This is a genomic window from Cryobacterium frigoriphilum, from assembly GCF_004403305.1.
In the GTDB taxonomy this organism is placed as follows: domain Bacteria; phylum Actinomycetota; class Actinomycetes; order Actinomycetales; family Microbacteriaceae; genus Cryobacterium; species Cryobacterium frigoriphilum.
In genome coordinates this window covers 1-18,684 of the sequence record NZ_SOHE01000041.1, presented here as the reverse complement: position 1 = coordinate 18,684, position 18,684 = coordinate 1, and the positions used below count along the sequence as shown (strand labels likewise).

The following is an 18,684-nucleotide window of genomic DNA, read 5'->3' as shown; positions in this document are numbered from 1 at the left end:
CTGTCACCACTTCCAGACCGACAGCAGCAGCAGGGCGATCATCACGATCTGGGCCGCGAGCCGCGGCAGCAGCGGTATGGCGAGACGGCCGAATCGCTCGGGGTGCGCCGCGGCATAGGCGTTGGCGGGAAACACCGCCACGAGAAACACCGCGAGGGCGATCGCGGCCGCGACGCTCGTGGCCGGCACGAGCAGTCCGATGCCGCCGGCGATCTCGCACACCCCGGTGAAGATCACCAGATTGCGGGGGTTCGCGAGACCCGTGAAGCGCAACCGTGGTGGGATGATCTTGGCCATCGTGCGCTGCGCCGCCGGCCGAAAGTGCATGACCCCCATAAAGATGAACGCACCCGCCAGGATGACGCGCAAGACCAGTTGGATGCCTTCTGCCGACTCAGTGCTCATGGGTCTATTGTGCAGCCGCTAAGGTGAAAAGGTATCTGGCGCCTCACTGCTGCGGCAGTTAAACCCGCCAGTCGAGTGTGCACCAGTCCCTGTTTACCGCTATCGAAGGATCCGATTTCGTGTCGAAGCCCGTTGTCCTGATTGCCGAAGAACTATCGCCCGCCACCGTCGACGCCCTCGGGCCCGACTTTGACGTGCGCCACGTAGATGGAACGGACCGGCAGGCGCTCTTCGCCGAGCTGGCCACCGCCGACGCCATTCTGGTGCGTTCGGCGACGAAGATGGATGCCGAAGCGATCAAGGCCGCTCCCCAGCTGAAGGTCATCGCCCGCGCCGGAGTCGGCCTCGACAACGTCGACATCAAGGCCGCGACCGCGGCCGGTGTCATGGTCGTCAACGCCCCGACGTCCAACATCATCTCCGCAGCCGAGCTCACCGTCGGTCACATCCTGAGCCTGGCCCGTCACATCCCGGCCGCCTCCGGTGCCCTCGCCGACGGCCAGTGGAAGCGCTCCAAGTACACCGGCGTCGAGCTCTACGAAAAGACGATCGGCATCATCGGCCTCGGCCGTATCGGTGCCCTCATCACCGCCCGCATGCAGGCATTCGGCACCAACGTCATCGCCTACGACCCCTACATCACCTCGGCCCGCGCCCAGCAGCTCGGCGTCACCCCGGTGACCCTCGACGAGCTGCTCGCGCAGTCCGACTTCGTCACGATCCACATGCCGAAGACCCCCGAGACCACCGGCATGATCGGTGAAGCCCAGCTCAAGCTGATGAAGCCGACCGCGTTCGTCGTGAACGTCGCCCGTGGCGGACTCGTCGACGAGGAGGCCCTGCACGCGGCCCTCGTCGCCGGAACCATCGCCGGCGCCGGCCTCGACGTATTCGTCAGCGAGCCGCCCACGAACTCGCCGCTGCTCGGCCTTGACAACATCATCACCACCCCGCACCTCGGTGCCTCGACCGACGAAGCGCAGGAGAAGGCCGGCGTCAGCGTCGCCAAGTCCGTGCGCCTCGCGCTCTCGGGCGAACTCGTTCCCGACGCGGTCAACGTCGCCGGCGGCGTCATCGACCCCTACGTGCGCCCCGGAATCCCGCTCGTCGAGAAGCTCGGCCAGGTCTTCTCCGGACTTGCCGCCCACAGCCCGCTCACGAGCGTCGACATCGAGGTTCGCGGCGAACTCGTCGACTATGACGTGAGCGTCTTGAAGCTCGCCGCCCTCAAGGGCATCTTCACCAACGTCGTCAGCGAGACCGTGTCGTACGTGAACGCGCCGCTGCTCGCCGAGCAGCGCGGCGTCACGGTGCGCATGATCACGGATGCGGTCAGCCCGGAATACCGCAACGTCATCACCCTGCGCGGCGCGCTGGCCGATGGCTCTCAGGTGTCGGTCTCCGGCACGCTCATGGGAACCAAGCAGATCGAGAAGATCACCGAGGTCAACGGCTACGACGTCGAGGTTCCGTTCGCGAAGAACCTCATCGTCATGATCTACACCGACCGCCCCGGCATCGTCGCGGTCTACGGTCGCGAGTTCGGCGAGGCCAGCATCAACATCGCGGGCATGCAGATCGCTCGCCACGAAGCCGGCGGCAAGGCACTCAGCGTGCTGACGGTCGACTCCGAGGTTCCGGCCGGCCTGCTCGCCTCGGTGCGCACGGCGATCGACGCCGATGTCATGGTCGAAATCGACATCACGGAGTAGACAGCGCGACCAGCAGTACCAGCAGTACCAGCAGCATCCGCGGCATCCGCTCGCCCGGCGAGCTGCGCGGTAACTGCGCCGCTGCGCTGTAGGCACGCCTACCGCGCAGCGGTGCCGGTTGTCGAGCCTGTCGAGACACCGCGTATTGCCGACGGATGCTCTGCGGTGCGCCCGCCGGCCGGGCGCAGCTACCGCGCAGCGGCGCAGCTACCGCGCAGCGAGGCCGGGATCACGCCCGACTGGGCCCCCGAGGGTCGAGCGCGGTACCTGCGCCGCTACGCGGGTGGCACGCCTACCGCGCAGCTCGTCCATGCTCACCCAGCGCCCTGGCGCAGCGACCGCGCAGCGGCGCAAGTACCGCGCAGCGAGGCCGGGATCACGCCAGCCTCGGCCCCCGAGGGTCGAGCGCGGTACCTGCGCCGCTACGCGGGTGGCGTGCCACCCGCGCAGCGGCGCAGCTACCGCGCAGCTCGTCCATGCTCACCCAGCGCCCTGGCGCAGCTACCGCGCAGCGGCGCAAGTACCGCGCAGCGGCGCCGGTAGTCGAGCCTGTCGAGACACCGCGCGAGGGTCCTGGCGGCAGCGGTGCCGGCGCGATCAGCTGCATCCGCTCGCCCGAGCCGATCACGCCCGAGGCAATCAGGTGAGGCGTTCGATCACGGCCAGCAGACGGTCCATGTTCTCCGCTCCCTCGATCTCGGTGGGAGCGGAGAGCAGGCCCATCAGGGCCGAATTACTGTATAAACCATCGCTGATGAGCATCACGGCCTGTGCCACGTCCGGGTCGCCGACGGCCTCTTCGATGACGCCGAGCCAGCCGCGCCGAATGTCGGCGAGCCGTTCCACCGCCTGCGGATGCTGACCCTGGCCGAGCCGCGTCGCGGCGATGTAGGCCCGGTCGAACGGGCTTCCCGTGTCGATCGAGGTACGAATCAGATAGTCGACGGGGCCGGCCGGCGCAGAGCGGATGTTGTCGGCATCCGTCGCCGCGAAACCGGCCAGCCGGGCGAGCTGGCCCTCGATGAGAGCCTCTTTCGATCCGAAGTGGTAGAGCAGGCCGCCCTTGGACACGGCCGCGGCGGCCGCAACAGCGTCGAGCGTCGCCGAGCGCTCCCCGCCCTCGATCAGCAGGTGCTCGAACGCGTCGAGCAGGCGGTCCCGGGTCGAGGGCTGCGCTGTCGCGGGCTGTGGTGTCGAGGGCTGTGCTGTCGGGAGCTGTGCAGGGGGAGGCATTGCGCCATGGTATCGAGAATAACTGGTCGCGAGGTGGCTACTGTACCGTCTAGACGGTATAGTCAAGGTTGCCCTCAACGAGAAAGCGATACCGATCGTGTCAACACCCACCACCGAAATTGATCTGCGCCACACCCGCGGCCTGACCGCCGACCCTGGCGCGACCCGCCGGGGGAGTGCCGGCCGATGGTGGGCCCTCGCGGTGCTCATGATGCCGGTGCTGCTCGTGTCGATCGACAACACGGTGCTGAACTTCGCGCTGCCGGCGATCAGTGAGGCGACCCAGCCGAGCGGCACCCAGCTGCTCTGGATGGTGGACATCTACCCGCTCGTGCTGGCCGGCCTGCTCGTGTCGATGGGCAGCCTCGGCGACCGCATCGGCCGCCGCAAACTGCTGCTCATCGGTTCGGCCGGCTTCGGCGTGGTCTCGGTCGTTGCGGCCTTCACCCCGAGCATCGAGGGTCTCATCATCGCCCGCGCCGCCCTGGGCTTCTTCGGCGCCATGCTGATGCCCTCGACGCTGTCGCTGCTGCGCTCGATCTTCACCGACCGCGATGAGCGTCGCCTCGCGATCGCCGTGTGGGCGACCGGGTTCGCCGTTGGCAGCGCCCTCGGCCCGATCGTCGGCGGCGTGCTGCTCGAGCACTTCGCCTGGGGTTCGGTCTTTCTGATCGCCGTGCCGCTGCTGCTTCCGCTGCTCGTGTGCGCGCCGCTGCTGGTACCGGAATCCCGGGATCCGCACCCGGGCCGCATCGACCCCCTCAGCATCGCGCTCTCGCTCGTCACGATGCTGCCCATCGTCTACGGCATCAAGGCGGTCGCCGAGAACGGACTGAGCCTCGTCGGCCTAGCCCCGGTCGTGGCCGGACTGGTCTTCGGCGTGCTCTTCGTGCGCCGGCAGAAGCGCCTCACGACCCCCCTGCTCGATATGACACTCTTTCGCCGCGGTGCCTTCAGCGGCGCGGTCGGCGTCAACCTGCTGAGCGTCACGGCGCTCGTCGGCTGCCTCTTCTTCATCTCCCAACATCTGCAGCTGGTGCTCGGTATGTCACCGCTGAATGCCGGACTCGTGCTCGTTCCGGGCCTCGGCGCGATGATCGTGGCCGGTCTGCTCGTTGTGCCCGTCGCCCGGCGGGTACGGCCGTCGATCGTCGTGCCGCTCGCCCTCACCGTATCGGCGTCGGGCTTTGCGCTCATCGCCCTCAGCGGTGGTCAGATCGATGCCGGCGGGCTCGCGCTCGCGTTTGTGTTGCTCGGCGTCGGCATCGGCGCCGCCGAAACGGTATCGAACGAACTGATCGTGGCCAGCGCCCCGGCCGAGAAGGCGGGGGCGGCATCCGCTGTCAGCGAGACCGCGTACGAGCTCGGCGCTGTGCTCGGAACCGCGATTCTCGGCACCATTCTCACGGCGTCGTACCGCAGCAATGTGATTCTTCCCGACGGGCTCACCGCGGCGCAGCAACACTCAGCGGGCGAAACCCTGGGCGGCGCGGTGACCGTGGCGAGCCAGTTGCCGACGGATGCCGCGGCACAGTTGCTCGACTCGGCCCGCCACGCCTTCGACAGCGGAGTGGGCGTGAGCGCCTGGATCGGAGTCGGCCTCGTGGTGAGCGCCGCCCTGGTCGGAGCCATCGCGCTGCGCCGGGCGCGCTAGCCGGCAGCGCGCCCGGTGCTGCCTACTGCAGGTCGCGGTCGTCGATGGAGCTTTGCCGACGGGTGATCTGCTCGCCGTTTGCCGGGTCGGCGATGGTGCGGGTCGTGCTGACACTGTTACGGCGTCGCATGAGAAGCACGAGGCCCAGCACGAAGATCACCGCGCCGGCACCCATCAAGATGTAGCCGACCAGGTTGAGGTCGATCCAGTCGACGGTGACTTCGAGCGCGAAAACCAGAATCGCGCCGACGACGAAGAGAAAGATTCCCAGTCCGATACTCATGACGACCTGCTTTCGTAGTGGCGACCTCGCGGCGCCGACGATTGATTTAGACCAGCATAGGCACCCAAGCGACCGCAGTAGGGTTTGAGTACAGGTTAGTTTTGGCAAATTTGTATCGACTCCGCAGATCGCTGAGTCCACAGTTCGGAGTGTTATGTCCCGTGAAGTTGTGTCTGAAGCCGCATCTCGTACGATCAAGCTCGCCGTTATTCCCGGAGACGGTATCGGCCCCGAGGTCATTGCCGAAGCGGTCAAGGTGCTCGACGCCGTCACCGCGAACGAGAATGTGACCTTCGACAAGACCCACTTCGCACTCGGTGCGGCACGCTTTCTCGAGACCGGGGACGTGCTCACGGCCGAGGACCTCGCCGCGATCGCCGCGCACGATGCGATTCTGCTCGGAGCGGTCGGCGGCGTTCCCGGTGACCCCCGGCTCAGGGACGCCAACATCGAGCGTGGCCTGCTGCTGGGCCTGCGCTTCTCGCTCGACCACTATGTGAACCTGCGCCCGAGCATCCTCTTTCCCGGCGTTCCGAGCCCGCTCGCCGCTCCCGGCGCCGTCGACTTCGTCGTCGTGCGCGAGGGCACAGAGGGCCCCTACGTGGGCAATGGCGGCGCGATCCGTCAGGGTACCGCGCAGGAGGTTGCCAACGAGGTTTCGGTCAACACCGCCTTCGGCGTCGAGCGGGTCGTGCGCTTCGCCTTCGGTGTTGCCGCCGGCCGCCCCCGCAAGCGGCTCACGCTCGTGCACAAGACCAACGTGCTCGTCTTCGCCGGCAGCCTCTGGCAGCGCACGGTCAACGCCGTGGCCGCCGAATTTCCCGAAGTCAGCGTGGATTACCTGCACGTTGACGCCGCGACGATATTTATGGTCACCAAGCCGAGTAGGTTTGACGTAGTCGTCACCGACAATCTCTTCGGTGACATCCTGACCGATCTGGCGGCCGCTATCAGCGGTGGCATCGGGCTGGCGGCCAGCGGCAATATCAATCCCGAGGGCCGATTTCCCAGCATGTTCGAACCGGTTCACGGCTCCGCCCCCGACATCGCGGGTAAGCAGCTTGCCGACCCGACAGCCGCAATTCTCTCGGTCGCCCTTCTGCTGGATCACCTCGGTCTGGCGGATGCCGCGGCCCGGGTGAGCGCGGCAGTCACGACCGACATCGCCGGCCGCAATACATCTCCAGACACCGCGTCCCGCAGCACCGCCGCCGTGGGCGACGCGATCGTGACCCTCCTCACCAGCAAGGGACTCCAATGAGCACCGCCAGCATGGCCAGCAACACCGCCCTCGACAGCACCGCCTACCCCTTGAGCTTCGCGCTCACGCCGTCGACGACCGCGCGCGCCGAGGCCGAGCGTGACGAGATTCTCGCCGACCCGGGCTTCGGTAAGCACTTCACCGACCACATGGTGACGATCGACTGGACCGTCGACCAGGGCTGGCACGACGCCCGCGTCACGCCGTACGGGCCGTTGCAGCTCGACCCTGCCTCCTCGGTTTTGCACTACGGCCAGGAGATCTTCGAGGGCTTGAAGGCCTACCGCCACGCCGATGGCTCGGTCTGGACCTTTCGGCCCGAGAAGAACGCCGAGCGCATGCAGCGGTCCGCGGCTCGCCTCGCCCTGCCCCAGCTCTCGGTCGAAGACTTCGTGCAGTCGATCAAGCAGATGATCGCCGTCGACGGTGACTGGGTGCCCTCCGCGCCCGAAACCAGCCTCTACCTGCGCCCCTTCATGATTGCGAACGAGAGCTTTCTCGGCGTGCGGGCCGCCCACCGGGTGGGCTACTACGTCATCGCGAGCCCGGCCGGTGCCTACTTCGCCGACGGGGTCGCTCCGGTGAAGATCTGGCTCTCGACCGACTACTCCCGCGCCGGCCGCGGCGGAACCGGTGCCGCCAAGTGCGGCGGAAACTACGCCGCCTCACTGCTGCCGCAGATGCAGGCCTACGACAACGGATGCGCCCAGGTGCTCTTTCTCGACGGCGAAACCGGCACCCACATCGACGAGCTCGGCGGCATGAACGTGTTCTTCGTGCACGGCACCGACCGGCTCGTCACCCCCCGCCTGACCGGTTCGATTCTCGAGGGCGTCACCCGCGACAGCATCATGCAGCTCGCCCGTGACCGCGGCATGACCGTGGAAGAACGCGAAGTGACCGTGGACGAATGGCGCGACGGCATCGCATCCGGTGAAATCACCGAGGTCTTCGCCTGCGGAACCGCGGCCGTCGTCACCCCGATCGGCCAGCTCAAGGGTAAGGGCTTCGAAATCGGCGATGCGGATGCCCCCGCCGGCGAGATCACGCTGGCGCTGCGCCAGGAACTCACCGACATTCAGTACGGGCGACTGCCCGACCGGCACGGCTGGCTCACGCGCCTCGACGCGTAACCTGTAGACAACTCAACAACGTTAGGACACCGATGAAGATTGCACGATTCAGCCACGAGGGCGCCATCGCCTTTGGCATTGTCGACGACGACGAGCTGGTCGTGCTGGAAAAAGATCCGATGTTCGCCGGCTTCGGCACCACGGGGGAGCGCGTTGCGCTGAGCTCGGTGAAGCTGCTCTCCCCAGTGATCCCGCGGTCGAAGGTCGTCGTCATGGGCAGCGACTTCTTTGCCAGTGCGGCCGCCGAGGCGGAGGCCGAAGCCGAGTCGATTCCGCGCGAGCCGACCTTGGTGATCAAGCCCAACACATCCGTCGTCGGACCGGGCGAGGCCATCGTGTTGCCCGCGCAGTCCACCGACGTGCGCGTGGCGGGGTCGCTCGCGATCATCATCGGCACCTTCGCGAAGAACGTCGCCGTCGACGATGTCGAGAGCGTCATCTTCGGGTACACGATTGCGACGGACGTGTCGGCCCAGGACCTGGCCGTCGCCGACGGCAACAGCGCCCGCGCTACCGCGTTCGACTCCTTCTGCCCGCTCGGCCCGGTCATCGAGACCGAGTTCGACGTGGACCAGGTCGTCGTGCACGGCCGTATCAACGACGCCCAGTTTCAAAACGGCGACACCGAGCTGCAGGTGCACTCGATCGCGGAGATCGTTGCCTTCGCCTCGAGCATCTTCACGCTGCTGCCCGGTGACGTGATCCTCACCGGGTCCCCTGGACTCACCGGATCCCTCGGAGCGACCGTCTCGGCCGGCGACACCGTGCAGGTGGAGATTCCCGGCATCGGCGTGCTCGCCAACCCGGTGCGTCGCGCCGCCTGACCCTCACGGGCGACTCCTGGGTCAGGGGCGCAGGGCGGCCACCGCGCGGGCGACATCGTCTGAGTCGTTCCAGAGATGGAACGCCACGCGGGCCCGGCCGGCGCGACCCGAGGCGGTGAGCCCCGCGGCCGTGAGCCGGGCGAGGTCCGTGCCGCCGGCATCCGGCCAACTGACGATCGCCTGGCCGAGACGTGCGAGCCCGAGGCCGTCACAGAGCGCGTCGCCGAGGCGCACGGTGTGCGCCCGTACCTCGGCCAGGTCGAGGCTGCGGAACAGGTCGATCGCGGGTTCGGCGCCGACCCAGGCCGGCCAAGCGGGCGAGACGTCGAAGCGGCGGGCATCGGCAGCGAGACTCATTGCCGGTCCGTAGCAGGATCCCCAGACATCCTCGCCCGCATACCAGCCCGCGTTCGCGGGATTCAGCCGGTCGGCGAAGGCGGAGGTTGCAGTGAAGAACGCGACGCCGCGGGGTGCGCCCAGCCACTTGTAGCTGTGGCAGACGGTGGCGTCGAAGCGCGCCGCATCCACCGGCATCCATCCGGTCGCCTGCGTGGTGTCGCACAGGGTGAACGCGCCGTGCCGGCGAGCGGATGCGGTGATCGCGTCTGCGTCGGCGACGGTACCGGTGGCCGACTGCACGAGGGAGAAGGCCACGAGCCAGGTGTTGGCCGTGACGCTGGGGGCGAGATCGGCCAGGGCAACCTGGCGCACGACGACTCCGCGGTGCGCCTGGGCGAGAAAGGGAAATACCATCGAGCTGAAGTCGCCCGTCGGCACCAGAACCTCGGCGCCATCGGGCACACTGGCCGCGACGACCGCGGCCATCACGGAGGTCTGAGAGCCGATCGCGACCCGGTCAGGGGTGACGCCGACGAGATCCGCAAAGCCGATGCGCACCCGCTCGACCACCTCGGCATAGCCCGCGGCGCAGGCCTCGCCGCGGGCCCACTTCTCGGCATCAGCGCGCATCGCGGCGATCGTGTCGATCGTCGGCAGCCCCAGCGTGCACGCGGCAAGGTATCCGCGACCGCCGAGGTAACGGGTACGCGCCTCGGCGACCGAGAGCGGGAGCCGTGGTGGGTGAGCGGATGCGGGGGTGGGCGTCGCGACGGTCATGACCTCAGCCTGTCCGGTCACGATTCATGCAACAAGGGCCAGTGTTCGATGAAAAGCATAAGCTGACGTTATTCTTGGGACATGATCCACCTTGCCGAACCGGGCCCCGACATTGACGCCCACGCCCTGCGTGTGGTGCGGGCAGTGCATGAATGCGGGTCGATCACCGCGGCGGCGGCGGTCCTCGGCTTCAGTCAGCCCGCCGTCAGTCAGCAGCTCAAACGCCTGGAGGTTCGGCTGGGCTTGTCGGTCGTCGAGCGGGTCGGTCGCGGTGTGCGACTGACGGAGGCCGGGCTGGTGCTGGCTCGGCACGCCGTCACCGTCGCGCAGGCGATCGACGCCGCGGCGGACGAAATTGCTGACTTGCAGGGTCTGCGGTCAGGACGTGTACGGCTCGTGGCATTTCCGTCGGCGTCGGCAACCATCGTGCCCAGTCTGCTCGCGAGAATGAAGCAACAGCACGCCCAGATCAGCATCACCTACCTCGAAGCCGAACCTCCCGAGGCCGTGGCGGCCGTGCGGGAAAACCGAGCCGACCTGGCCATCACATTCAGTTACCCGGGGGATCGGGTCGATCCCCACCGGGAGAGCGCCCACGGGCTGCTGGTGACGACCCTGCGCCCGGATGAGATGATGCTCGTGCTGCCGGCGGGGCATCCACTTGCCGCCGGGCACGCTGAAGCCATTGACCTCGCGGACCTCGCCGACGCGAACTGGGTGGCTGGCTGCCCGCGCTGCCGAGGGCACCTGCTCGACCTGTGCGGCCGCCGCGGGTTCGCTCCCCGCATCTCGTACGAGACCGACAATGTCGCCGCCGTCTTCGGGCTCGTCGAGGCGGGGATCGGTGTGGCGCTGTTGCCGGCGCTGGCGATCGAGTCGGTCGGATCGCGGGCCGGTGTCTCGGTTCAAGCGACAACGGGCCACGACCAGCGCACCCTGCACGCCGTGACCGCCGCCGGAGCCGACCGGGTACCGGCTCTCGCCGCAACAACGCGTACCCTCGTCGCGCTGCTGAGCGCGGCGCGGGATGCGGCGCGGGATGCTGCGCGGGATGCTGCGCGGGATGCCGCACGAGATTCGGCACTGGGGGAGGTCGAGACGGCCAAGTAGACTCAGGTTCGATGTCTGAAACCACTGCGCACCCCTTTTCCACGGCAACCGGAACCGATGTTCGGGTTCGTTTTTGCCCCTCGCCCACCGGCACGCCCCACGTTGGCCTGATCCGCACCGCCATGTTCAACTGGGCCTACGCCCGGCACACCGGCGGCACGATGATCTTCCGGATCGAAGACACGGATGCCGCCCGTGACAGCGAAGAGAGCTTCCAGCAGCTCGTCGAGGCGATGCGCTGGCTGAAACTCGACTGGGACGAGGGCGTCGGCGTCGGCGGCCCGCAGCAACCGTACCGCCAGAGCGAGCGCTACGACATCTACCGCGGCATCATCGAGCGCCTCAAGACGAGCGGCCACATCTACGAGAGCTTCGTCACCGGCGAAGAGATCGAGGCGCGCAACGTGAGCCTCGGCCGCGACCCCAAGATGGGCTACGACAACTTCGAGCGCGACCTGACCGAAGAGCAGAAGGCCGCCTACCGGGCCGAGGGCCGGTCTCCGGCCCTGCGCCTGCGGGTGCCGGACAGCGAGCTGTCCTTCGACGATCTCGTACGCGGAGAGATCACCTTTCCCGCCGGATCGTTCAGCGACTTCGTTGTCGTGCGCCCGAACGGGCATCCGCTGTACCCGTTCGTGAACCCCGTCGACGACGCGCTCATGGGCGTGACGCACGTGCTGCGCGGCGAAGACCTGCTCTCGTCGACCCCGCGCCAGATCGCGCTGTATCACGCGCTCATTGACATTGGCGTGACGACGTTCGTGCCACGCTTCGGCCACTTGCCCTACGTGATGGGCGACAAGAACAAGAAGCTCAGTAAGCGCGACGCCGAGGCGAACCTGTTTCTGCACCGCGACCGCGGATTCATCCCCGAGGGCCTGCTCAACTACCTCGCCCTGCTCGGCTGGTCGCTCTCGCACGACCGCGACGTGTTCTCGATCGACGAGTTCACGACCGCGTTCGACGTGGTCAACGTCAACCCGAACCCGGCCCGCTTCGACCTGAAGAAGGCCGAGTCGATCAATGGCGACCACATTCGCCTGCTGGAGCCGACCGACTTCGCTTCGCGGCTGGTTCCCTACCTGGCGACCGCCGGCGTGCTGGCTGAGCCCCTGACGGATGCACAGCAGGCCATCCTCACCGCCGCGGCCCCGCTGATCCAGGAGCGCATCGCCCTGCTCGGCGAGGCCCCGGCCATGCTCGGCTTTCTGTTCGTCACGAGCGCCGAGCTCGTGCACGAAGCGGATGCCCTCGCCTCTCTTCCCGCAACGGCCCGCGACATCCTCGTCGCGTCTTCTGCGGCCTTGGCGGCGATTCCCGCGGCCGAGTTCACCCACGACCGTGCCCACGTCGTGCTGACCGAAACCCTGATCGAGGGCCTCGGCCTGAAGCCGCGGGTCGCGTTCGGCCCGCTGCGCGTCGCTGTCTCGGGTCGCAAAGTCTCGCCGCCGCTGTTCGAGTCGATGGAAATCCTCGGTCGTACCGACACCCTGGCCCGCCTCGACCGCCTCGTCGGGGCGCTCCCGATCACCAGCGCCTGACCTTTCTTGGCCTCCCAGGGCCGCGAAATCGCTCCGCGAACGTGTGAGTGGTTTCGCGGCCCTCCAAAAGTGGGTTAGAGTTACGAGTCGGCCCGGTGATCTAACGGGCCTCGGATCTTCGGATTCGGCCCGGTTTTCGAACCGGGCATTGGGGTATGGTGTAATTGGCAACACGGCTGATTCTGGTTCAGTTGTTCTTGGTTCGAGTCCAGGTACCCCAGCAAGAAAAAGCGCAGAATTCCGCGGCGAAATCACCTATCGCTCCTTCGCCAGCTCTGGCCTCAGAGGCCCGAAATTGGCTCTGTGACCAGAAACGGACCAGAAACCACCCTGTGGGGTCGTTATGGCGCACGGCTACGGCCGTGTCCGGATGCGTTCGGGTTGCTCTCGGATTCAGCCGTGCACCTCGTTGGTATGGACACGACAACGCAACTTAGGCCCACGTTTCTCACGCAGCGGGAACTCGCTGAACTGCTCCGCGTACCGGAGCGCACCTTGGAAGACTGGCGTCTCACCACCACCGGACCGCCGTTCTTGAAATTCGGGCGGCACGTTCGCTACGACGTCGAGGACGTGCTCACGTGGGCCCGCGAGCACCGGCATGGTTAGACCGCAGATAGCCGCCGGCGAGCTCGGCAGCGTCGTCATCGATCGCGTCTTGAGCGGGCGTTACCGGGCGCGCGCCTCTACTCGGGACGACAGCGGCGCCCCGCATCGCTTAGCGGCAGTGGCAGACACCGAGGAGGAGGCGCGTGCCGACGTGCGTCGCCAAGCGGCGGCGATGTCGACGGGCGGCGTCGGAGCGCTAAAGCCTTCGAGCACGATTGCCGACGCCGTCGAGCTCTGGCTGGTGCAAGTGCTCAGCCGGGCCAAAGCCGGCAGCCTCGCGTACTCGACGTACGAATCGTACGAGACGGCCGCCAGGGTGATCATCGTGCCGCGCTGCGGGGGAGTGCGGCTTGACCGGCTGACCGTCGGGCGTTGCGACCGCATTCTGCAGCGTATTTTGGCGGAGGAGACCGTGTCAAAAGCGCGCCGGGCACGGTCGGTGCTGAGCCTTATCTGTGGCTACGCCGTGCGCGACGACGCGCTGGAACGTAATCCCGTGCGCGATGTGCAGCGGCTGCCGACCGCGCCTAAGAAGGAGTCCTCCCTGACCCCGGTACAGATCAACAGCATCCGAGAGCGGATGCAACTGTGGCGCCTTACGCGGGACGACGGCCCGCGGCCCAACTATCGGGCACTGATTGACGGCATGGACATCATGGTCGGCACCTCAATCCGCATCGGAGAATGCCTTGGCCTGCGCCGCTGCGATGTGGACATGACGACGTTGCCGCCGACTCTGATGGTCAACGGCACGATCGTCACGACGGTGGCGGAAGGGACGCACCGCAAGAATGCACCCAAGCGCTCCCGTCAACGGCGGGGCATTGCGTTGCCGTCCATGGCCTCAGCGGCCGTGCGCCGCCGCCTGGCGCTAGCCGAGCCCAATCCCAACGCGTATCTGTTCCCCACGAAGACTGGCCGCTCGATGAGCGTCAGCAACTACGAGCGGCTGCTGCGCACCTTCATCGGCGACGAGAGGGACTATCTGGTCGAGCTGGGCGTCGAAGTGGACGAGTACACCACCCACATCTACCGGCGCACGGCGGCCACGCTGATCGAACGAGCCGCCGGCATCACCCTGGCCTCTCGCCTGCTCGGCCACGCGAACGAGCAGATCACGCGCAACAGCTACGTGGTCACCGCCGACCAGGTCGACCCGGTGACGGCGGAGATTCTCGATGCCGTCCTCGGCGAGTAGCCGAGGTCAGACGAGTCCAGCCGATCGATACATCTTCCGCGTCGAGCGACGTCGTGTGTTGGTCACAGGTCATGCCCGTCGTGCTCTTGGCTCAAAGAATCAGCACGTCCACGTGCAGAGGGGCGCAGTAGTCGATGAGCCAGTCACGATCGTCGGCGACGGCGAATACTCGTCCGTAGTCCGTTTGGATGCGCAGGTCCGGTTCGTGAACGCGATCGCCGAAAAGTGCGTATACGCGGTCGCTGTTGCAGCGCCGACTCATGTAAACCACTCCATCAAAACCCGCGGCGTGCGCGGCCTCGGCCCACTTCACAGTTTCCGGGTAGCGGTCTGCTTCGGTCTCGGTTACCTCGCTGGCCGGCACGCCCAGTGTTCGTAGGCCGGTGCCGAGCAGGGCGGCGAGGCGAAGTGGGCGGGTGACGAGGAGTTTTGACGCGACCCGCGACTCGTAACTCCGGGGTCGGAGGACCCCGCCGGTGAATGGGACGCTGTGGAGGAGCGTTTCGCAGATGGCGGCATCCTCTGTTTCCGCCGCGTAGAGGACGGGGACTGTGGGGTCGCCGAAGAAGGCAAACCGGGTAGGGGCGCCAAACCCCGGGTTGAATTCGTTCGCCGCACGTGTGTTGTCGTGCACTCGGTAGAGGGGCGTGTCAGCGGGAAGGATAATCTCAGCGGCAGTGAAGGGTGAGGGCGGTGCTACCACTGAACGGTCGCTTCATCCCGTGCTCTGCTCAGAAGGGTCTCGGTCTCATCGAGGTGATCGGCTGGTCGATCGCCGCCGAAGTAACCCGAGGGAGTGCTCAGCCAGATAGTCAGGTCTTCCAGGTCCCAGGTGAGTTCCGTGGCCAACGCCAGGAGGAGAGGGATTACCGGCTTGATCCGCGGGTTTCGAGCGGTGAATTGGAACCCCGGGTAGACGTAGGAGTTGCGTCGCTGAATTCCGAGCAGATGCCCCTTCGCTCGAAGACTGGCTGCGTAGGCCCTGTTCGCACCTTTGGCACCGAGAAGGGTGGCGACCTCGGTGCTGCTGAGCAGGCGGTACCGCTCGTCCAACTCTCGCCAGACGTTTTCCGTCGCCTGGAGGGCGCGGGCTGTTGACGGGGTTGCCGCGGACTCTAGCTTCGTCAGTGCCGGGCCCAACGCGTGGACGCTGAGCCGGGTGTTGACCAGACCCTGAATGAAATGCTGTGCCTGTTGGGGGCTGAGACCCGGGATCAAAGACAGGAGTTGAGCAGCGGCCGCGTCGATAGTACTCCGTGGGGCCGCGCTCAGCTGCGTAGGAGCGGCAACCTTCAGCTGACGCTTGCTCGGGCCGCGGAGGTTCTCGACCGGAGGTACAGCGCCGATCCTGCTGCCGTGTGTTTTTAGCCTAGACGGCGACGCGGGCTTCTCGACGTGAGTGGTCTTGGCTCCCTTTTGAACCTTGCCGTTCCGGGCCTTCACTACGTACTGCTTCGAGTTTTGGACAGTGTGGGCCCTTGTTGCACTGACGATCCTGTTCTTCGTGCTCACTTTTACCTCCGTTACTTACAACAGAGTCTAACGTCAATTTCGTCAAGATCAGCTGGCAGTTTCACTGTGGACACTGGTCTGTGACTCAAATCACACCGGACGGACGGTGGCGTATAACGTTGCCTCGGCTTCGCGGCGCCGGGCGACGTCGTCGACAACGAACTGCACGAAGTCCTCGTCACGGTTGCCGATGATGACGTCTTCAACGGCATCCGCTGGCGGTTCTCCTGGCCACGACGTCTGCCGCGTTGACCTGTCGCGCTCGAGGCGGGTACCCGAGGTCGCGACCCAGTCGTGGAGGCGTTGGCGGGCATCCGCGAAGTCTCGGTGCCAGCCGAATGGCGCTGAACCGTGCTGGTCGGGGTCGTAGGCGCAGAGCCAGTGCAGGTGCAGCGCAGAAAGCTCCCAGACCAGCTCGGGGTGGCGGTGCCAGAACGGCGGCACGACGGATGCCGGCAGGCCGTAGGTGCGACGCAGCCAGTTCACCCAGCGGTTGAGTTCGATCCATTCGGCTTCGGCGGCATCGGCGTTGAGGAGGTTCCAGTTGATCGGATGCGGCGGCTCGTTGGCGAGGGGACCGTCGAGCTCGTCCCTTGAGTTCTCGCGGAAGCGGTCATCATGGTCTCCGTGGGCCCGCTCGACCAGAGATTCTGACATCGACGCGCTCAGTTCGCGACGGAGCCGGCGGTGGACGACGCCAGTTCGTGTGAGGTGACCTCCTGGAAAGCGGGCACATCCGCGGATGCGCGGCGGGCCCGGTCAACTTCGTAATTCGTTCGGGCGAGGTCGTGGCCGATCTTCTTCGCCACGAACTCCTCGCGCTGGATGACGATGCCCTCGCGTTCGACCTGGAAGGTGCGCACGTAGCCTTCGGCGACGAAGCTGTCGCCCTTGGCGAATCGCCTGAGGGCCCGATCGGCGGTGGCCCGGTAGGCGACGAGGTCGTGGAAGGTCGGTGTGAGCGCAGTGAATCGGCCGTCGTCTTCGCGGCGGAAGTGCGGCTGGCCAACGCGCGCGTAGAAGCGAGTCTCGCCGTGCTCGGTGATGGACTGCTGCGGCTCCGATGCAATGAAGCCGGAGAGGGACTGCTGGGTGTGAAGTGTCATGGGACTGGGCCTCCTGGGATGTGGCGGACCATTGTGATCCGCTTCACCTAGGAGGTGCGCCCAACTATCCGGCGTTTGTTTGATGCGACCGATAGTCGCGGAAACTGAATTGTGTTCAAGCCTAAGACCGGAACACCCCAATGCGGATCGGCGCGAAGCCAATCTGCCGTAACCAATATGCTGTCGTCATGAAGGTATTCATTAGCTGGTCCGGCGACAAGAGTCGCAAAGTCGCAGAAGCGCTGAGCGAGTGGATTCCCGATGTAATTCAAGAGGTCGATTGCTTCTTCTCATCCGAGACGATTCGAGCCGGACAGCAGTGGTTGCAGGTTATTAATGCGCAGTTAGCTGAAACTAGCTTCGGCATACTTTGTGTCACTGCTGACAACCAAGAAGCACGCTGGCTAAATTTCGAGGCGGGTGCGCTGGCGAAGAAGATTGACGATGACACACGAGTGGTTCCCCTCACTTTTGATTTCCAACCCAGCAGTCTTGAATATCCAATCCGGCAATTCAACGGTGTCAACTCAAGCCGCGACGGCATTCTCGGGATGATGAAGTCGATCAGCGAGACCGCGAAGGGTCCAAGGAACGATGCGGCGTTCGATCGCGCATTTGCGAAGTGGTGGCCTGAATTGGAGGCAAAGTTCAAGGAAATTGAACGAGCTTCAGAGCCCGTCCAGGAGCCCGCCCCACCGAATATGGAGGCGCTTGTTCAGGAGATACTTGGAATCGTTCGAAGTCTGGCACAGCCACAAAAGCGCGACAGCGGCACCGTCTCCAGCGGGTCTCAGACCCTCCTGGCAGCAGCCGGGATAGATCAAAATTTCGCTCCTAGATCCTTCGACTTTGTCTTGAAGCCCGCCGATAGCAGCACTGGAACTAAATGGGACCTTGTGCGTGAGGCGCAAGATTTGATTGCAGCAGCGGAGCGATCCCATCGCGATGCTGGTCAGAATGTAGCCGAGTAGAGCAAGCGTGAACGCCGCGTGCCGCGTGCCGCGGAGTTAGCGGGACACGCCATTCCGCCTCGTTGAGATCGGTCTCGAGCTATACAGATTCACCAGTTGGTTTTGTGGGCGGCTCCTCTGGAGCCGGCGTGCGCATGAGCCCCTCGATTTCCTCGCGGTTCGCGCGCAGTGTCTTGGCGTCGGGGCGGGCGGTCCACATTTGGAGGGTCGCGATGATGGGTGGGGCTGACCGGAGCATGATCAGGCCGGTGCCGAAGGGGAGGGTGCGGATGGTGTCGGGCGGCATGATCGGGACGCGGCGAATCGAGCGCTGTGACGACCGTGAACCTCGGTCGCCGATTGTGGTGGAGTCCGTGGTCTCGTCGCGATCTCCGATGAGGGTGGCGAGGTCGTGGAGATCCTTGGCGTTGGATGAACCACCGAGCACGATCTTGACGATGGATGCGTCCCAGATGGTTCCGGCCGCGTTGTCGCTCCATTTGGTACGGGCCTGCGCCAGGGATTGCAGCACCGGCATCGTGGTGATGCCGGTCCAAGATCGGTCGAATCCACACGGCTTGCAGAGAATCAAACATGCCATTCATCCAGTCATCTATTCTGAGTTCTGCAAAGGCCTGTGCTCCACTTTGGGTGATGGCACTCAAAGCTTTCGACAAGTGCACGCGTCCGCGCCGGACGCAGGGACTCAATACTGGTGCGTCAGTGGCCCATGGTTCGATGTACTTGCTGGGGTGCAAGTTCTAGACGGACAGCTGCGGGGGTGCAATGTGAGTTTTGTCGTTCGACCACGGCCCGGGACATCGATCTGCGGAACGTGCGCTGATGCGCATCATTGCCGCTCGCCAAGCAGCACACATTACCGATTGAGCCATCCTGCGGCAATGAACATGAGAACGTTTACCACTGAAGGAGAGTAACTGGCCTTGCCCCCGGTTAGTGGACACGGGTTAAGCGGCGAGTTGAACTTCCGCGGTCTCTGACGAGTATTGCAGTTCGAAGGTGACGGGGGTGACATC

The 18,684-nt window shown here is 65.7% G+C and carries 18 protein-coding genes, 1 tRNA gene and 1 pseudogene; 11 read left to right on the top strand and 9 right to left on the bottom strand.

All coding sequences use genetic code 11. The features are described from left to right. Positions 1-3: 3 nt before the first annotated feature. Positions 4-405, bottom strand: coding sequence for a DoxX family protein (locus E3T55_RS08600; protein ID WP_134519159.1), 402 nt, complete (start codon positions 403-405; stop codon positions 4-6). Positions 406-524: 119 nt separating this feature from the next. On the opposite strand from E3T55_RS08600, the gene serA reads away from it, so the two are divergent. Further along, positions 525-2,117, top strand: coding sequence for a phosphoglycerate dehydrogenase (gene serA, locus E3T55_RS08595; RefSeq protein ID WP_134519158.1), 1,593 nt, complete (start codon positions 525-527; stop codon positions 2,115-2,117). Between the two features lie 639 nt (positions 2,118-2,756). Here serA and E3T55_RS21020 read toward each other — a convergent pair. Continuing rightward, entirely contained in the window at positions 2,757-3,350 is a 594-nt protein-coding gene (locus E3T55_RS21020) for a TetR/AcrR family transcriptional regulator (protein ID WP_134519157.1), read from the bottom strand. A gap of 97 nt (positions 3,351-3,447) precedes the next feature. Between E3T55_RS21020 and E3T55_RS08585 the strand changes: the two genes are divergently transcribed. Then, a complete protein-coding gene (locus E3T55_RS08585; protein WP_420897989.1) occupies positions 3,448-5,004 on the top strand; it encodes an MFS transporter in 1,557 nt (518 codons plus the stop codon). 22 nt (positions 5,005-5,026) lie between these two features. Here E3T55_RS08585 and E3T55_RS08580 read toward each other — a convergent pair whose 3' ends face one another. Then, positions 5,027-5,287, bottom strand: a complete 261-nt coding sequence (locus E3T55_RS08580) for a DUF6458 family protein (protein WP_134519156.1) — start codon at positions 5,285-5,287, stop codon at positions 5,027-5,029. 169 nt (positions 5,288-5,456) lie between these two features. Between E3T55_RS08580 and E3T55_RS08575 the strand changes: the two genes are divergently transcribed. Genes E3T55_RS08575 through E3T55_RS08565 form a run of 3 tightly spaced genes read left to right on the top strand, consistent with a single transcriptional unit; the run spans position 5,457 to position 8,505 of the window. Beyond that, positions 5,457-6,548 carry a 3-isopropylmalate dehydrogenase gene (locus E3T55_RS08575; RefSeq protein WP_420897988.1) on the top strand — a complete coding sequence of 364 codons (1,092 nt, stop codon included), beginning with the start codon at positions 5,457-5,459 and terminating at the stop codon, positions 6,546-6,548. After that, the gene (locus E3T55_RS08570) at positions 6,545-7,681 is read left to right on the top strand and encodes a branched-chain amino acid aminotransferase (RefSeq protein WP_198418540.1); all 1,137 of its coding nucleotides are present in this window, start codon (positions 6,545-6,547) and stop codon (positions 7,679-7,681) included. The genes E3T55_RS08575 and E3T55_RS08570 overlap by 4 nt, the downstream gene beginning before the upstream one ends. 32 nt (positions 7,682-7,713) lie before the next feature. Continuing rightward, complete coding sequence (locus tag E3T55_RS08565; RefSeq protein ID WP_134519154.1) at positions 7,714-8,505, top strand: fumarylacetoacetate hydrolase family protein; 792 nt, start codon at positions 7,714-7,716, stop codon at positions 8,503-8,505. A 21-nt stretch (positions 8,506-8,526) separates the two neighbouring features. Here E3T55_RS08565 and E3T55_RS08560 read toward each other — a convergent pair whose 3' ends face one another. Beyond that, positions 8,527-9,621, bottom strand: coding sequence for an aminotransferase class V-fold PLP-dependent enzyme (locus tag E3T55_RS08560; protein ID WP_134519153.1), 1,095 nt, complete (start codon positions 9,619-9,621; stop codon positions 8,527-8,529). A gap of 81 nt (positions 9,622-9,702) precedes the next feature. Here E3T55_RS08560 and E3T55_RS08555 point away from each other — a divergent pair, with 81 nt between their 5' ends. From E3T55_RS08555 to E3T55_RS08535, 5 genes are all read left to right on the top strand, one after another. Continuing rightward, positions 9,703-10,731, top strand: coding sequence for a LysR family transcriptional regulator (locus E3T55_RS08555; protein WP_166791723.1), 1,029 nt, complete (start codon positions 9,703-9,705; stop codon positions 10,729-10,731). 11 nt (positions 10,732-10,742) lie between these two features. Further along, positions 10,743-12,272, top strand: a complete 1,530-nt coding sequence (gene gltX / locus E3T55_RS08550; protein WP_134519152.1) for a glutamate--tRNA ligase — start codon at positions 10,743-10,745, stop codon at positions 12,270-12,272. 149 nt (positions 12,273-12,421) lie between these two features. Further along, positions 12,422-12,493 (top strand) — tRNA-Gln (locus E3T55_RS08545). A gap of 193 nt (positions 12,494-12,686) precedes the next feature. Then, positions 12,687-12,881 (top strand): helix-turn-helix domain-containing protein, encoded by a 195-nt coding sequence (locus E3T55_RS08540; RefSeq protein WP_134519314.1) that lies wholly within the window; start codon positions 12,687-12,689, stop codon positions 12,879-12,881. Positions 12,882-12,999: 118 nt separating this feature from the next. Continuing rightward, positions 13,000-14,079, top strand: a complete 1,080-nt coding sequence (locus E3T55_RS08535) for a tyrosine-type recombinase/integrase (RefSeq protein ID WP_241992957.1) — start codon at positions 13,000-13,002, stop codon at positions 14,077-14,079. Positions 14,080-14,170: 91 nt separating this feature from the next. Here the strand turns inward: E3T55_RS08535 and E3T55_RS08530 are convergent, their stop codons facing one another. The 4 genes from E3T55_RS08530 to E3T55_RS08515 form a co-directional block, all read right to left on the bottom strand. Next, positions 14,171-14,713 carry an RES family NAD+ phosphorylase gene (locus E3T55_RS08530; RefSeq protein WP_241992956.1) on the bottom strand — a complete coding sequence of 181 codons (543 nt, stop codon included), beginning with the start codon at positions 14,711-14,713 and terminating at the stop codon, positions 14,171-14,173. 62 nt (positions 14,714-14,775) lie between these two features. Further along, a complete protein-coding gene (locus E3T55_RS08525; protein WP_134519149.1) occupies positions 14,776-15,591 on the bottom strand; it encodes a hypothetical protein in 816 nt (271 codons plus the stop codon). A 90-nt stretch (positions 15,592-15,681) separates the two neighbouring features. Beyond that, positions 15,682-16,248, bottom strand: coding sequence for a DUF4913 domain-containing protein (locus tag E3T55_RS08520; RefSeq protein WP_241992955.1), 567 nt, complete (start codon positions 16,246-16,248; stop codon positions 15,682-15,684). Positions 16,249-16,256: 8 nt separating this feature from the next. Then, the gene (locus E3T55_RS08515) at positions 16,257-16,697 is read right to left on the bottom strand and encodes a single-stranded DNA-binding protein (RefSeq protein WP_134519148.1); all 441 of its coding nucleotides are present in this window, start codon (positions 16,695-16,697) and stop codon (positions 16,257-16,259) included. A 188-nt stretch (positions 16,698-16,885) separates the two neighbouring features. Between E3T55_RS08515 and E3T55_RS08510 the strand changes: the two genes are divergently transcribed. Beyond that, entirely contained in the window at positions 16,886-17,668 is a 783-nt protein-coding gene (locus E3T55_RS08510) for a toll/interleukin-1 receptor domain-containing protein (protein ID WP_166791722.1), read from the top strand. 79 nt (positions 17,669-17,747) lie between these two features. Here E3T55_RS08510 and E3T55_RS08505 read toward each other — a convergent pair. Beyond that, positions 17,748-18,200, bottom strand: a pseudogene (locus E3T55_RS08505) (TraM recognition domain-containing protein); the annotation flags it as partial. Between the last annotated feature and the right edge of the window lie 484 nt (positions 18,201-18,684).

What these genes read in the sequence shown, in the direction of transcription:
- E3T55_RS08600 (WP_134519159.1), bottom strand. Translation starts at nt 405, where the DNA reads ATGAGCACTGAGTCGGCAGAAGGCATCCAACTGGTCTTGCGCGTCATC.
- E3T55_RS21020 (WP_134519157.1), bottom strand. Translation starts at nt 3,350, where the DNA reads ATGCCTCCCCCTGCACAGCTCCCGACAGCACAGCCCTCGACACCACAG.
- E3T55_RS08580 (WP_134519156.1), bottom strand. Translation starts at nt 5,287, where the DNA reads ATGAGTATCGGACTGGGAATCTTTCTCTTCGTCGTCGGCGCGATTCTG.
- E3T55_RS08570 (WP_198418540.1), top strand. Translation starts at nt 6,545, where the DNA reads ATGAGCACCGCCAGCATGGCCAGCAACACCGCCCTCGACAGCACCGCC.
- E3T55_RS08565 (WP_134519154.1), top strand. Translation starts at nt 7,714, where the DNA reads ATGAAGATTGCACGATTCAGCCACGAGGGCGCCATCGCCTTTGGCATT.
- E3T55_RS08560 (WP_134519153.1), bottom strand. Translation starts at nt 9,621, where the DNA reads ATGACCGTCGCGACGCCCACCCCCGCATCCGCTCACCCACCACGGCTC.
- E3T55_RS08555 (WP_166791723.1), top strand. Translation starts at nt 9,703, where the DNA reads ATGATCCACCTTGCCGAACCGGGCCCCGACATTGACGCCCACGCCCTG.
- gltX (WP_134519152.1), top strand. Translation starts at nt 10,743, where the DNA reads ATGTCTGAAACCACTGCGCACCCCTTTTCCACGGCAACCGGAACCGAT.
- E3T55_RS08540 (WP_134519314.1), top strand. Translation starts at nt 12,687, where the DNA reads ATGGACACGACAACGCAACTTAGGCCCACGTTTCTCACGCAGCGGGAA.
- E3T55_RS08520 (WP_241992955.1), bottom strand. Translation starts at nt 16,248, where the DNA reads ATGTCAGAATCTCTGGTCGAGCGGGCCCACGGAGACCATGATGACCGC.
- E3T55_RS08515 (WP_134519148.1), bottom strand. Translation starts at nt 16,697, where the DNA reads ATGACACTTCACACCCAGCAGTCCCTCTCCGGCTTCATTGCATCGGAG.
- E3T55_RS08510 (WP_166791722.1), top strand. Translation starts at nt 16,886, where the DNA reads ATGAAGGTATTCATTAGCTGGTCCGGCGACAAGAGTCGCAAAGTCGCA.